The organism is Streptomyces griseus (genome assembly GCF_001715295.1).
GTDB lineage: Bacteria > Actinomycetota > Actinomycetes > Streptomycetales > Streptomycetaceae > Streptomyces > Streptomyces griseus_G.
Genome location: NZ_MDKB01000004.1, coordinates 191928 through 205747 on the forward strand (window position 1 = coordinate 191928; position 13820 = coordinate 205747).

10 protein-coding genes and 5 tRNA genes are annotated in these 13820 nt (G+C 74.7%); 6 read left to right on the forward strand and 9 right to left on the reverse strand.

All coding sequences use genetic code 11. The features are described from left to right. The first annotated feature begins 10 nt into the window (after positions 1 to 10). The 5 genes from BA175_RS22425 (at position 11) to BA175_RS22445 (ending at position 453) form a co-directional block, all read left to right on the forward strand. Positions 11 to 83, forward strand: a tRNA-Gly gene (locus BA175_RS22425). Positions 84 to 120: 37 nt separating this feature from the next. Further along, positions 121 to 194 (forward strand) — tRNA-Cys (locus BA175_RS22430). Between the two features lies 1 nt (position 195). Continuing rightward, positions 196 to 267: transfer RNA gene (locus tag BA175_RS22435), tRNA-Val, on the forward strand. A gap of 19 nt (positions 268 to 286) precedes the next feature. Next, positions 287 to 358: transfer RNA gene (locus tag BA175_RS22440), tRNA-Val, on the forward strand. A 23-nt stretch (positions 359 to 381) separates the two neighbouring features. Then, positions 382 to 453: transfer RNA gene (locus BA175_RS22445), tRNA-Val, on the forward strand. Positions 454 to 1010: 557 nt separating this feature from the next. Here BA175_RS22445 and BA175_RS22450 read toward each other — a convergent pair. From BA175_RS22450 to BA175_RS22465, 4 genes are all read right to left on the reverse strand, one after another. Next, positions 1011 to 1295 (reverse strand): zf-TFIIB domain-containing protein, encoded by a 285-nt coding sequence (locus tag BA175_RS22450; protein WP_069173299.1) that lies wholly within the window; start codon positions 1293 to 1295, stop codon positions 1011 to 1013. A 63-nt stretch (positions 1296 to 1358) separates the two neighbouring features. After that, positions 1359 to 2390: a phosphotransferase family protein gene (locus tag BA175_RS22455; protein ID WP_069173300.1), complete on the reverse strand. Its 1032-nt coding sequence runs from the start codon at positions 2388 to 2390 to the stop codon at positions 1359 to 1361. A 208-nt stretch (positions 2391 to 2598) separates the two neighbouring features. Continuing rightward, on the reverse strand, positions 2599 to 2805 hold the full coding sequence (locus tag BA175_RS22460) for a hypothetical protein (RefSeq protein ID WP_069173301.1): 207 nt from the start codon (positions 2803 to 2805) through the stop codon (positions 2599 to 2601). 351 nt (positions 2806 to 3156) lie between these two features. After that, positions 3157 to 3408, reverse strand: coding sequence for a hypothetical protein (locus BA175_RS22465; protein ID WP_069173302.1), 252 nt, complete (start codon positions 3406 to 3408; stop codon positions 3157 to 3159). A gap of 213 nt (positions 3409 to 3621) precedes the next feature. Here BA175_RS22465 and BA175_RS22470 point away from each other — a divergent pair, with 213 nt between their 5' ends. Then, on the forward strand, positions 3622 to 4947 hold the full coding sequence (locus BA175_RS22470; RefSeq protein ID WP_069173303.1) for a serine/threonine-protein kinase: 1326 nt from the start codon (positions 3622 to 3624) through the stop codon (positions 4945 to 4947). A 241-nt stretch (positions 4948 to 5188) separates the two neighbouring features. On the opposite strand, the gene BA175_RS22475 is transcribed toward BA175_RS22470, so the two are convergent. The 5 genes from BA175_RS22475 to BA175_RS22495 all read right to left on the reverse strand — a co-directional run bounded on the left by BA175_RS22475 (position 5189) and on the right by BA175_RS22495 (position 13736). Continuing rightward, on the reverse strand, positions 5189 to 6007 hold the full coding sequence (locus BA175_RS22475) for a TrmH family RNA methyltransferase (RefSeq protein WP_069173304.1): 819 nt from the start codon (positions 6005 to 6007) through the stop codon (positions 5189 to 5191). 81 nt (positions 6008 to 6088) lie between these two features. Then, positions 6089 to 7342 (reverse strand): uroporphyrinogen-III C-methyltransferase, encoded by a 1254-nt coding sequence (gene cobA / locus BA175_RS22480; protein WP_069173305.1) that lies wholly within the window; start codon positions 7340 to 7342, stop codon positions 6089 to 6091. A gap of 228 nt (positions 7343 to 7570) precedes the next feature. Continuing rightward, on the reverse strand, positions 7571 to 11359 hold the full coding sequence (cobT, locus tag BA175_RS22485) for a nicotinate-nucleotide--dimethylbenzimidazole phosphoribosyltransferase (protein ID WP_069173306.1): 3789 nt from the start codon (positions 11357 to 11359) through the stop codon (positions 7571 to 7573). 333 nt (positions 11360 to 11692) lie between these two features. After that, entirely contained in the window at positions 11693 to 12931 is a 1239-nt protein-coding gene (gene cbiE / locus BA175_RS22490) for a precorrin-6y C5,15-methyltransferase (decarboxylating) subunit CbiE (protein ID WP_069173307.1), read from the reverse strand. Positions 12932 to 13052: 121 nt separating this feature from the next. Next, positions 13053 to 13736, reverse strand: coding sequence for a GNAT family N-acetyltransferase (locus BA175_RS22495; protein WP_069173308.1), 684 nt, complete (start codon positions 13734 to 13736; stop codon positions 13053 to 13055). Between the last annotated feature and the right edge of the window lie 84 nt (positions 13737 to 13820).

The window sequence follows — 13820 nt, forward strand, 5'->3', positions numbered from 1 at the left end:
GAAAGGACAAGCGGACGTAGCTCAGTTGGTAGAGCGCAACCTTGCCAAGGTTGAGGTCGCCAGTTCGAACCTGGTCGTCCGCTCGCAGAAGGTGGGGGATCTTCCCGAACCCTCATCCGTGGTGGAGTGGCCGAGAGGCGAGGCAACGGCCTGCAAAGCCGTCTACACGGGTTCAAATCCCGTCTCCACCTCCAAGGACGATTAGCTCAGCGGGAGAGCACTTCCCTGACACGGAAGGGGTCACTGGTTCAATCCCAGTATCGTCCACCGGTCCGCAAGGACCCCCGCGCGATTAGCTCAGCGGGAGAGCACTTCCCTGACACGGAAGGGGTCACTGGTTCAATCCCAGTATCGCGCACGCAGTACACGCAGGTCCGTCCCGCGCGATTAGCTCAGCGGGAGAGCGCTTCCCTGACACGGAAGAGGTCACTGGTTCAATCCCAGTATCGCGCACCGTGCGAAACCCCCGGTCGTCTCGACGACCGGGGGTTTCTTCGTCGGTGGGTGGGGTCGGCGGGTGACGCCGGTGGGGGGTGCGAGGCAGTCGGTGCCCGGTCCGCTGCCGCCGATGAAACCCTGGCCGAGGACGACGGGCCGGTACCGGCCGGTGGCCGCTCCGGGGGCGGCGGCGAAACCGGACGAGAAGCGGCGAGGGAGGCGGGCACCGCCCGGCGGGGACCGTCGCGTTCGGCAGGGTGCCCGCCGAAGGCGGCGGGGAGGCCCGCACGGCGAGGCCCCGGCCGGAGGGCGGGGGCGGAGGCCGGATGCGAGCGGGGTGTGCACGCGGTCCGGGGGCGTCGGCCGGGCGGAAGGAGAGGTCCGCCGGCGAGCGCGGCGGGTCGTACGCGCCGGCGGGTGCGGGGCGCGGCCGTCCGGGACCTGCCGGGGACTTCATGGCGCGCGCTCCGGCCGTGGACCTGACCAGAGGTCCGGGATCATGGGCGGGGAGCCTTCGTCCGTACGTCACGGGCCGGTGCGTCCGGCACCCGGCCCGTGGCGCGGCGGTCGGGTCAGGAGGAGAAGAGCATCCGGCCGAAGCTCTTCTGGCGGTGGTGGCCGCCGTAGTGACCGCCCTGGTGCGGCGCGCCCCAGGCGGGGGCGGGCGCGGCGGGGTAGGCCTGCGGGGCCGGCGGCGCGGGCGGGGCCTGCTGCGTCCACTGCGCCTCCAGGCGGGTCAGGGACTCCAGCTCGCCGTAGTCGAGGAATATCCCGCGGCAGCCGCTGCACTGCTCGATCTGGACGCCGTTGCGGTTGTAGGTGTGCATCTGGGCGTGACACTTGGGGCACTGGATCATCGGGTCGGCTCCTCCGTCGTCGTGTCGTCACCGGAACGGATGCCCGGCGGCGGTCGGTTCACCCTACGACGCGTGTCCGGCCGCCGACCGGGGCGGGAGGGCGGCGATGCGGACGCAGGCGTCGACCATCAACTGTTCGCTCTCGTCGGGTTCGCGCCGCTGCGCGCGGGACCTGGCCAGCGCGAGCGCCGCCGTCTGCACCGTCAGGGCGCGGGCCGGGACGTCGAGTTCGGGCCAGGGGTCACCCTCCGGCCGCACGGCCGGGCCTCCTCGATCCCGGTAGGCGGCCAGGAAGCGCAGCCAGTCCTCGGTGGGCAGCAGGCCGGCCGCGTACCAGGCGGCGGGGCGGGCCAGGTCCCAGGCAGGGTCGCCGAGTCCGGTGTCGTCGACGTCGATCAGCAGCCAGGGGCCGTGCGGTGCGGGGTGCCGCACGAGCTGGCCGAGGTGCAGGTCCCCGTGGCAGAGGAAACCGGTCCGGCCGGCGGGCGCGGGGCCCTCGTCACGCGCCCAGGCGGGCAGGCCGCGCCAGGCGGCGAGCACGGCTCGGGTGTCCGGCCCCCCGGGCCGGGCGGCGCACATCCGGGTGACGGCCAGGGCCGCCTTGGCCGGGCCGCGCATCGGCGGCAGCGGGCGGGGTGGCCGGGTGCGGTGCAGCGCGGCCAGGAGGGCGGCCGCCTCCTCCCAGGGGGCGGCGTCGGGGTCCGCGGGGTCGACGGGCTCGCCGTACGGCCAGAGGCTCACGGCACGGCCGTCCACGGTCCGGAGGCCGGCTGCCGGGTCAGGCGGCGGGGGGCCTGGGCGGGCCGGGGCCGGCACCCGCGGGACCGGTGCGGAGGGGTGCGTACCGTCGAGCGGGGGAAGCAGGATGCCCGCCAGGTGCGGGGAGGCGGCCAGGGAGAGCCGGGCCGCCAGGGCGGCGGCGTCCGTGCCGGAGGCGTGGGCCTTGGCGACCACGGGACCGCTGCGCACCACCGTGCCGTCGGGGCGGTCCGCGAGCACCTGCGGCGCCGCGCAGCCACACGCGGCGGCAGGGGCGGCGTGGGCACGGTCGTGCGCGAGGGTGCCCAGGGCCCGTACGACGGGGGTGGTGGTCATCGCGGCGGCTCCCTGGGCGGTCCCGGCCGGCCCTGCGGCCGGTCCGGCGCCGAGCCTACGCGGCGCGCGGCGACGGCCCCGGACAGCGCGATGTCCGGCCAGCTCCCCAGCTGGCCGGACCATCGCTGCCGTCCGCCGCACCCCCGTCCCCACGGGGCTGTTGGCCGGATGTCCGGTCCGGACCGCTCTTCCGGACCCGGGGCACCGCTCAGCGCCCCAGCATCACGCCCACGGACGACGCCTGTGTGACCACTGCCTCCCAGCCGCCGAAGACGACGACGAGCAGGGCCGCCAGGGGAAGCACCATCGCGGTCGCCACCAAGGGGTGGCGACGGCCGGACGGCCGGACACCGAACGAGGCGTACGCCTTGCGTTCCTGCGTGCGGATCATGGTCCGCGCTGCCGTGTCCGCCATGGTTCCTCTCCTGACCTGTGCCGGGGCGGCGGGCGTGTGCCTCGGGGGACGAGTTCCCCGCCCGCCGCTTGACCTCAACATTAGGGAGACGGAAGCCGTACGGCGTCATGCCCGCGTACCGATTGCCCGGCCTCCCGGAGGATGAGCCGGCCGCCTCCGGTGTACTCCCCTGGGTGGAGATCCGGCCTAAGGGGTGTCCCGCAATCCCCGGTGGATCAGCGTGCGGCGTCAGATGCGGTGCATCGCAAGGCGGAGGGACGTCCGCATACGGGATGTATGGGGACGTCCTGACAACGCGGCGAGGTGCCGTAGCTGTCGTCGCACGCCCGCCGGGAATTGCCGGGGCAGCCCTTAAGGGGTGTCCCCGAGGGGACGCTCGGAGGCGTCCTCGCGGGGGACCGGCTGTTCGACCAGGGCGAGCACCCTGGTCGCCATGAAGCGGGCGGTACGGACAACTGATCCACTTCTGGTGACTTCACTCACTTCGACCACCCCTCTGCGGACCGCTGTCTCCACCCGGCGGCCTGCTCTGGAGGCCACCACCTCGTACGTCCGTGTCGTGTCCCCGGCGTCCACGACTATTTCCACACGATCGCCCTTCACTGATCCAATCCCCCTTCTGCGACGCTCCTTTGAGATCTCGCACGGGCCGGAGAGCCTGGATCTGCGGCTCCCTGACCACTCTTCGATCCTCCCACCGGGCACTGACAATCGATGGGACGGCGAGGGCGCGGCCTCTGAGCGCGCCGCGCCGCGGGTACGTAAGCTGTGCCTCGTCAGGCGGACGGCGGACCAGGCAGCGGGGATGGGCAGACGATGGCGATGATGCGGCTCCGGCGCGAGGACCCGCGTGTCGTCGGCTCGTTCAGGCTCCACCGGCGGCTCGGCGCGGGCGGCATGGGCGTCGTCTACCTGGGTTCCGACCGCCGGGGCCAGCGGGTGGCGCTGAAGGTGATCCGGCCGGACCTGGCGGAGGACCAGGAGTTCCGTTCGCGCTTCGCGCGCGAGGTGTCCGCCGCCCGGCGGATCCGCGGCGGCTGTACGGCACGTCTGGTGGCCGCCGATCTGGAGGCGGACCGCCCCTGGTTCGCGACGCAGTACGTGCCCGGGCCCTCGCTCCACGACAAGGTCGCCGAGGAGGGGCCGCTGTCGGCCGCCGAGGTGGCGTCGATCGGGGCGGCGCTGTCGGAGGGGCTGGTGGCGGTGCACGAGGCCGGGGTCGTCCACCGTGACCTGAAGCCGTCGAACATCCTCCTCTCCCCCAAGGGCCCGCGGATCATCGACTTCGGCATCGCCTGGGCGACCGGGGCCAGCACACTCACCCATGTCGGTACGGCCGTCGGCTCGCCGGGGTTCCTGGCGCCGGAGCAGGTCCGGGGAGCGGCGGTGACGCCGGCCACGGACGTGTTCTCGCTGGGTGCCACGCTGGCGTACGCGGCGATGGCCGACTCACCCTTCGGGCACGGCAGTTCCGAGGTGATGCTCTACCGCGTGGTGCACGAGGAACCGCACCTTCTCGACGTCCACGACGCGCTGGCCCCCTTGGTGCGGGCCTGTCTGGCGAAGGACCCCGAGGAGCGTCCGAGCACGCTGCAGTTGTCCATGCGGCTCAAGGAGATCGCCGCACGCGAGGCACAGGGGCTTCACGAGCGCCGGCCGCCGGCGCCCCGCGGCGAGCGGGAGCTGGACCGCCCGACCGGCCGTCTGCCGGGCCCGTACACCGAGCAGCACACCCGCCGCGCGGCGGGCCCGGGCCCGGAGACGCGTCCCCCGGCCCGGCGGCCGTCGTCCGGGCGCCCGGCGCCGGCCCGCACCGGCGGCTCACGCCCCCAGGCCTCCCGGGGTGGTACGCCCGTGGGGAAGCGCCCGCACGGCACGAACGGGACGCACCGTACGAACGGCCGTCCCGGCACCCGCTCCGGGGTGCGGACCACCTCGGCGGGGAAGAACGGCCCGCGCAGGCCCGCCAATCCGCGGCTGCTGCGTCAGCGGCTCGTCGTCTTCGTCGTGGTGACGTTGCTGGTGGCACTGGGGATCGCGGCGGCCCAGGGCTGCCAGGGCCCGGCGCGCGGGCTGGGCGGTACGCCGTCGCAGACGCAGGACCGGGCTGCGGATCATCCCCGGGGAAGCGACGGGCCCTGACCGCCCGTACGGGGAGGGACCGCACGCGTCCGCCGCGGTCCGTCTGCCCGGCCGGCCGGACACGCCTGGGCCGGGCGCCAAGGGCTGTCCCGCAGTTCCCGGTGGATCAGCGCGCGGCGTCGGATGCGGTGCGTCGCACGGCGGAGGGGCGTCCGCATACTGGATGTACGGGGACGTTCCGACAACGCGGCGAGGTGCCGTAGCTGTCGTCGCGCGCCCGCCGTGAAGTGCGGTGGAGCCCTTAGCTGACCCGCGTCGCGTAGAAGGCGACGGCGGAGGCCGCGGCGACGTTCAGTGAGTCCACGCCGGCGTCCATCGGGATGCGGACGTGGCAGTCGGCGGCGCCGAGTGCCTGGGGCGTGAGCCCGTCGCCCTCCGTACCGAAGACCAGGGCCAGCTTCTCGTACCCGTGTGCCACGAGTTCGTCCAGGGTGATCGACCGCTCGCTCAGGCAGAGCGCGGCGGTCGTGAAGCCCGCCGCCCGCAGCAGGCCGAGATCCCCGGGCCATGACTCCAGCCGCGTCCACGGCACGTGGAAGACGGACCCCATCGAGACCTTGACCGCCCGGCGGTAGAGCGGGTCGGCGCAGCGCGGGGTGAGCAGGACCGCGTCGACGCCCAGTGCGGCCGCGTTGCGGAAGGCGGCCCCGAGGTTGGCGTGGTCGACGATGTCCTCGAACACCGCCACCCGGCGGACGTCCCCCGACTCCGGACCCAGCAGCGCGCCGACGGCCGGCAGCGGGGCGCGCTGCATGGAGGCGAGGGCGCCGCGGTGCACGTGGTACCCGGTGACGCGCTCGGCGAGTTCGGGGGCGACCGCGTAGACCGGTGCGGGCGTCGTGTCGATCACGTCGCGCATGACGTCGAACCACTTGGCGGAGAGCAGCATGGACCGCATCGCGTACCCGGCGTCGACGGCGCGTCTGATGACCTTCTCGCCTTCGGCGATGAAGAGGCCCTCGGCGGGTTCCCGCCGGCGCCGCAGTTCGACGTCGGTCAGACCGGTGTAGTCGCTCAGGCGCGGGTCGTCGGGGTCGGTGACGGTGATGAGTTCAGCCACGGGGTGATGCTGCCTTGTCGGGTGTGGGTGCCGGGGCCGGGCCGGAGCCCGGTCCCCGGACGCGTAGCGGGGGTGTGCCGCTCAGTGGGTGGTGGGTCCGGGCACGTCCGAGCCGACGGCGACGACGTCGCCGATGACGATGACGGCCGGGGGGCGCACCTCTTCGGCCACCACCCGCTCCCCCACGGTCGCGAGCGTGGCGTCCACCCTGCGCTGCGCGGCCGTGGTGCCTTCCTGGATCAGTGCGACGGGGGTCTGCGGGGACTTCCCGTGGGCGACGAGCGCGTGGGCGATGGCGCCTATCTTGTCGACGGCCATCAGCAGGACGAGTGTGCCGCGCAGGTGCGCGAGGGCATCCCAGTCGACCAGCGAACGCGGGTCGTCGGGGCCGACATGTCCGCTGACCACGGTGAACTCGTGGGCGACACCGCGGTGGGTGACGGGGATCCCGGCCGCGCCCGGTACGGAGATGGAGCTGGAGATCCCGGGGACGACGGTGCAGGCGATGCCCTCGGCGGCCAGCGCCTGGGCCTCCTCCATGCCCCGCCCGAAGACGTAGGGGTCGCCGCCCTTGAGGCGCACGACGGACTTGCCGGCCTTGGCGTGGTCGATCAGCGCCTGGTTGATCGCCTCCTGGGCCATGTAGCGGCCGTACGGGATCTTCGCGGCGTCGATCACCTCGACGTGGGGCGGGAGTTCGTCGAGCAGGTCGCGGGGGCCGAGCCGGTCGGCGATGACCACGTCGGCCTCGGCGAGGAGCCGGCGGCCGCGGACGGTGATGAGGTCGGGGTCGCCGGGGCCGCCGCCCACCAGGGCCACCCCGGGGGTGCGGGTGCGGTGGTGCGGGGCGGCGAGGGTCCCGTCGCGCAGGCCCTCCACGATGGCGTCGCGGACGGCGGCGGAGTGCCGGGGGTCGCGGCCCTCGGAGGTGGTGCTGAGGACGGCCACCGTGATGCCCTCGCTGCGGCCGGTGGCCGGGGTCCAGGCGGTCGCCGCCTCCGCGTCGTCGCTGCGGACGCACCAGGTGCGGGTGCGCTCCGCCTCGGCGGACGCGGCGTCGTTGGCCGCGGGGTCCGAGGACGCGATGAGCGCGTACCAGGTGTCGGCGAGGTCCCCGTCCTGGTACCTGCGGCGCTCCCAGCGGATCTCCCCGGTGTCGGCCATCGCCTCGACGGAGGCGGTCGCGGAGGGGGAGACGAGGGTGATGTCCGCTCCGGCCGCGATGAGGGCGGGCAGCCTGCGCTGCGCGACCTGGCCGCCGCCGACGACGACCACGCGGCGCCCGTTGAGGCGCAGTCCGACAGGGTAGGCGGGGTGCTCGTCGTACTCGGCCATGGTCGTGCGGGCTCCTCGTGCAGGGTGCGGTGTGCTGCGGGCCGCTGCGGCGGTGGAGCGGCGGGGACTGCGCTGGTCTGTGCGGGCGGGGACGGCGGGACGGCGCCGGGGCGGTACGGGTGGGACCACGATACGGGGTGGTGCCACGGGGCCGTCCGGCCGTGGGGCCGGGGGCCCGGGGGGGGGAGGTGCTCCGGGCCACGGGTGGCCCGGAGCACCTCCCCCCGGCTACTTCTCCGTCACTCCCGCCGAGTCGAACGTCGCCACCTCGTGCATCGCCCGCGCCGCGCTCTGCACGATGGGGAGCGCGAGCAGCGCACCGGTGCCCTCGCCGAGGCGGAGGTCGAGATCGACCAGCGGACGCAGGCCCAGCTTGTTGAGCGCGGCCACGTGGCCGGGTTCCGCGCTGCGGTGGCCCGCGATGCAGGCGGCCAGAGCCTCGGGGGCGATCGCCCGGGCGACCAGGGCCGCGGCTCCGGCGCTCACCCCGTCCAGGATCACGGGCGTACGCAGCGAGGCGCCGCCCAGCAGGAAGCCGGCCATCGCGGCGTGCTCCAGCCCGCCGACCGCGGCCAGTACCCCGATCGGGTCGGCGGGGTCGGGCTGGTGCAGCTCCAGGGCCCGGCGGACCACGTCGACCTTGCGGGCGTGCATCTCGTCGTTGATGCCGGTGCCGCGACCGGTCACCTCGGCCGGGTCCATGCCCGTGTACACGCAGATCAGCGCCGCCGACGCCGTGGTGTTGGCGATGCCCATCTCACCGGTGAGCAGGCCCTTGTTGCCCGCGGCCACCAGATCACGGGCGGTCTCGATGCCGACCTCGATCGCGGCGAGGACCTCGTCGCGGGTGAGCGCGGGGCCGGTCGTGAAGTCGGCCGTTCCCGGCCGGACCTTGCGCGGCAGCAGACCGGGGGTGGCGGGCAGTTCGGCGGCGACACCCACGTCGACCACACAGACCTCGGCGCCGACCTGGGCGGCGAAGGCGTTGCAGACCGCGCCCCCGCCGAGGAAGTTGGCGACCATCTGCGCGGTGACCTCCTGCGGCCACGCGGTGACGCCCTGGGCGTGCACCCCGTGGTCACCGGCGAAGATCGCGACCGCCGCCGGCTCCGGGATCGGCGGCGGGCACTTCCGGGAGAGCCCGGACAGCTGCGCCGAGATGATCTCCAGCATGCCGAGCGCACCGGCGGGCTTGGTCATCCGCTTCTGGCGCTCCCAGGCCTCCCCCAGCGCCTTGGCGTCCAGCGGGCGGATGTTGGCGATGGTCTCCTGGAGCAGGTCGTGCGGCTCCTCGCCCGGCAGGGCGCGCCGGCCGTACGTCTCCTCGTGGACGACCCAGGACAGCGGGCGGCGCTTGGACCAGCCCGCCTGCATCAGCTCGGGCTCCTCGGGGAATTCGTCGACGTAACCGACACACAGGTAGGCGACGACCTCGAGGTGTTCGGGCAGGCCCAGGGCGCGGACCATCTCGCGCTCGTCGAAGAAGCTCACCCAGCCGACGCCGAGGCCCTCGGCGCGGGCGGCGAGCCAGAGGTTCTCGACGGCGAGCGCGGAGGAGTACGGGGCCATCTGCGGCTGGGTGTGCCGGCCGAGGGTGTGGCGGCCGCCGCGGGTGGGGTCGGCGGTGACGACGATGTTGACCGGGGTGTCGAGGATGGCCTCGATCTTCAGTTCCTTGAACTGCTTGGCCCGGGCCTTGGGGAGCGACTTGGCGTACGCGTCACGCTGGCGCTGAGCGAGTTCGTGCATCGACCGGCGCGTCTCCGCGGACCGGATGACGACGAAGTCCCACGGCTGCGAGTGGCCGACGCTGGGTGCGGTGTGCGCGGCCTCGAGGACGCGGAGCAGGACCTCGTGCGGGATGGGGTCGCTGCGGAAGCCGTTGCGGATGTCGCGGCGCTCGCGCATGACCCGCAGGACGGCCTCGCGCTCGGCGTCGTCGTATCCGGGGGCGGGCGGCGTGGCGGGCGCCTCGTCCGCCGCGACGTGGAACTCCTCGGCCTCGATGGCCTGGTTCTCCGGCGTTCCGGCCTCGGGGACCTGGGTTCCGGAGGGAGCGGCCTCGGGGGCCTGGGTTTCGGGGGTAGCGGTCTCCGGGTCCGGCGAGGCGGGCCCCTCGGCTGACGGTGCTCCGGTCCCGGACGGCACGGGCTGCGGGTCTCCGGCTTCCTGGGACACGGCTTCCTCGACCTCCGCCTCCGGCGTCTCGATGATCTCGGGCCCGGCACCGGCCTCGGACTCGGCGGGCGCCGGGATCTCGGCCTGCGGTACGGGCACGGGCTCGGGCTCCACGACGGGCTCGGGATCGACCACGGGGGCGGCCTCTGCCACCGGCTCCGGCGCGGCGGCCGGTACGGGCTCGGGTGCCACCACGGGCTCGGGCTGGACCACGGGGGCGGCCTCTGCCACAGGCTCCGGCGCGGCGGCCGGCGTCGGCTCGGGAGCCACCACGGGCTCGGGCTGGACGGTCGCAGCGGGGGCGGGGAGCTCCTGCGCCTCGGGCGCCTCCGGCTCCGGTTCCGGAGCAGCGGAGGGTTCTTCCACGGCGACCGGGGCCTGCGGGGCGTCCTCGGCGACCGGAGCCGCTTCGGCGGCCGGGGGTGCCTCGGCAACCGGGGCTGCTTCGGCGGCCTGAGCCGCCTGCGGGGCCGGGACGGCGGCAGGCTCCGGTGTGACGTCGGCCGCGGGCGGAACCTGCACCGGTGCCGCCACGGCCTCCACGGCCTCGGGCCGCACGGGCTCGGCGGGATCCGTCGGCGTGAGGGGAACGGCGGCCGGGGTGGGGTTCTCCGCCGCCGGAGCGGGGACCTCCAGGGGCGCGAGCGGTCCTTCGTCCGCGGTCGCGACAGCCGCCTCCGCCGGGGCCCCGGCCGGGACGTCGGGGGTCGCGGTCGCGACCGGCTCTGCCACGGGCTTCTCGACGGCGTCGGGCTCCACAGGGGCCACCGGCTCGGGGACGACCGTTTCTGCGGGCGGGACGGGGGCGGCAGCGGGAGCGGACGCGTCCTGCGGAGCCGGAGCGGGCACAGCGTCGGCAACGGGAACCGGAGCGGGATCAGGCACAGCGTCGGCAGCGGGAGCAGGCACAGCCTCGGGAGCGGTAGCCGGCTCGGCGGCAGCCACCGGCTGGGCGGCGGCCACCGGTTCGGCGGGCGCCACGGCCTCGGGCCCGGCCTGCACGACCGGCTCGGCAGCCGTCTCGGGCCCGGCGTGGACCGCAGGCTCGACAGCCGCCACGAACGCGGGCTCAGCCTGGACCGGCGGCTCAGCCTGGACCGCAGGCTCGCCCGACTCGGCCACCGACCCGGGCCCGGCCTGCACGACCGGCTCGGCGGGCGTCACGAACCCGGGCCCGGCCTGGACGGCCGGCTCCGGCTGGGCTCCGGCCTCGGCCTGGGCCGCCGGTACGGCCTGGGCGGCCGCCTCCGGCGGCTGGGCACCCCACGGGGTCCCGCCCTGCGGCGGGATCTCCCCGAGCTGGGGACCGGGCAGCCGGGCCCCGTCGTCGGCCGGGAGGCCGACGTACTCGGGCCCCGTCGTCGGCGGTACAACGTGCCGTACGGGCGTGGGGCTCTGCGGTGCGCCGGCGGGGCCGCGGTCCGCGAGCGAACGCACCACTCCGCCGCTCGGCGTGCCGCCGTAGGACGGCGCCTCGGGAGAGGCGGGGCCGCGGTGCGGGCGGCGCCGGGCAGCCGGGGCCGCGTGGGCGGCCACGGGCACCTGGGCGGGGGCCGGGATGCGGACCGCGCCGACGTCGGTGGCCCCGGAACCGTGGGCGCCGCCCGCGGTCCGGTCCGCCGAGGGGCGCGCGTGGGCCCGCGGCTGGGGCTCGGACTGCCCCGCCGGTGCGTCGCTCCACGCGCCCTGGGGTGCCGGCATCAGGAGGAGGTCGTCGTCGGGCGTCTGCTCGGAGGGTTCGAGGAAGGTGTGCGCGTCCGGGGCGGGGACGCCCGGCTGCTCCACCATGCCTGCGTTCTCCGGCAGTCCCTCACCCGGGATCCGGCCGGTGTCAGTCATGCGTACCCCTCGCCCATCGTCAGTGCTCCTTCGGCCCTTCGCCGGGATGCCCGAACCATGGCACGCCGGTGCTCGTCGACTAGAACGAGCGGGCTCGCCGCGCGGCACGAAACGCGCGCGGAGGTATACATTCTCGCGGTCGTTCGCCGCCGCGGCAGACGGATCTGCCACGGCTCGCTGTGGACTGCGCCACGTTGCGCGTCCCCCCGGTGGTGCCGTACCACATCGCGGACCAAAACGGTCCCCTTTTCCGGACATTGACGAACGAACCGTCGAACGGCCGGGTGCGGTACAACAATCGGTCAGCTTACCTCGCACCAGGTCGGCGGCACCTCAGGGGGCGAGGTCGGAACGCAGCGCGGAGAGCAGGAAGACGACGGACCGTTCGCGCTCGGTCCAGGCGGAGGTGTCGAGTTCGACGGACTGGAGCAGCGAGCACTCGACGGTGTAACCGTTCCCCGCGAGGGCCGCGCCGAGGGCCTCGGCCTCGTCCCGGTTCGACGCGTGGGTGACGATGCGTTCCGGCCGCCGGTCGGCGACCGCGGTGACGACGGGGACACCCCCGCCGCCGATGCGTACGACGTCCGGTTCCGGCAGGCGCTCCAGTACGTGCGGTGCCTGGCCCTGGACGACCTGGACGGGCACCTGGAAGGCCCGGGCCGCCGCCGCGGTGCGCGCGCAGGCGTCCGGGTCGCTGTCGACGGCCAGTACCGCGGCACCGAAGCGGGCCGCCTCGACCGCGAGGGCGCCGCCGCCCGACCCGATGTCCCAGACCAGGTCGCCGGAGCGGGGACCGAGGCGGGCCAGTTGGGCGGCGCGCAGCCCGGGCGACTCGCCCTCGCCGTGCTCCTCGGAACCACGGGGTGCGCCGGGTGCGCCGAAGGCGGCCTCGGGCAACGCCCAACCGCGCATGCCCCGGGCGCAGTCGGGCCGGCGTCCGCCGATCCAGGCTCCGCCGGACGTCTCCGGGCCGCTGCCGATGACGATCACGACGTTGGGGTCGCGCCAGGTGTGGTCGGCGACCTTGTCCGAGGTGAGCACGGTGACGCGCTCGCGTTCGGTGCCCAGTTCCTCGCAGATCACGAAGGTGCGGTGAACGCCTTCGAGGAGCAGGGCGAGTTCGGCGGGGCCGGCACCCGGGGAGGTGAGCACGGCGACCTTGTGGTGTGCGCGGCAGACGTTGACCGCGCGGCGCAGGGTGCGTGGGTGGGCGACGACTATCTGGGCGTCGTCCCACGGCATGCCGGCGCGGGCGAAGGCGGTGGCGACGGAGGAGACGGCGGGAACGACCTCGACCTCGAGGCCGTGTTCGGGTGCGCGCAGGGTCCGTACGACGCCGAAGAGGCCGGGGTCGCCGTCGGCGAGGACCACGGGGCTGCCGCGGTGGCCGGCGATCCTTCGTGCGGCCAGGTCGACGCTGCCGAGACGGATGCGTTCGGCGCGCTCCGGGACTTCGGGGAGTGCGAGGTGGTGGGCGGCTCCGGCGACGAGCGTGGCGGCCGAGAGCGCGGCCGTCGCCGCTCTGGTCAGAGGCGAGCCGTCCCAGCCGATCACCGTGACCCGGTCGGCCATCGTCGTGTGTCTCCAGAGGTCTTCTCGGGCGGGAGCTCTGCGCGGTCGTGGCGGAGCAAGGGTGAGCGTATCCGGTCCGTACCCGTGTCCGACCGGCGGCTGCCCGGAGACCGGGCGCGGGTCAGCGCCAGTCGTCGTAGGTGTAACCGCCCGCGTCGGCGAGCTGCTCGGCGACGCCTTCCAGGTCCTCGGGCAGAAGTCCCCAGACGATGAGGTCGGTCCTGATGTCGGTCCAGCCGCCGTCCGTGCCGTTCTCGGTCCGGGTCCGCGCTATCCGGGCGTTGCGCAGGACTCCCTCGCTGATGCAGCCGAGCTTCTGGGCTACCTGCTGCGAGGCGGTGTTGTCCGCGGGGGTGCGCAGTTCGATGCGCTCGAAGGCCTGGTCGCGGAAGAGCCACTCGGCGAGTGCCAGCACGGACTCGGTGGCGTACCCCTCGCCGCGCGCCCAGGGTGCGGTGATGTAGCGGACCTCGGCCGCCAGGGTGCGCCAGTCGGTGTTGAGGAGCCGGACGGATCCGACGAGGCGCTGGGTGAGGAACTCGGTGACGGCGAAGACGATGCCGTGGCCCTGGGTGCGCTCGGCGGGGGCGATCCGGCGGACCCACCGTTCGGCGTCGACCTGGGTGTAGGGGTGCGGTGCGTCGACCCAGGCGGTGACGAGTTCGTCGTTCATCATCTCGATGTACGCGGGGACGTCGGCCATGTCGAAGGGGCGCAGCACCAACCGGTCCGTGCTGATGGAGATGGACGGGAAGGTGGTAGTCATGCGCAGCTCCATGCCGAAGACCGTGTAAAGGCACAGCATGCAGCATCGGGGCCGTCCCGCGCATGGCCGGGCCGGGGACGGCGGAGCCCCGCGCACCCGGTGCGGGTGTGCGGGGCCCGGTGA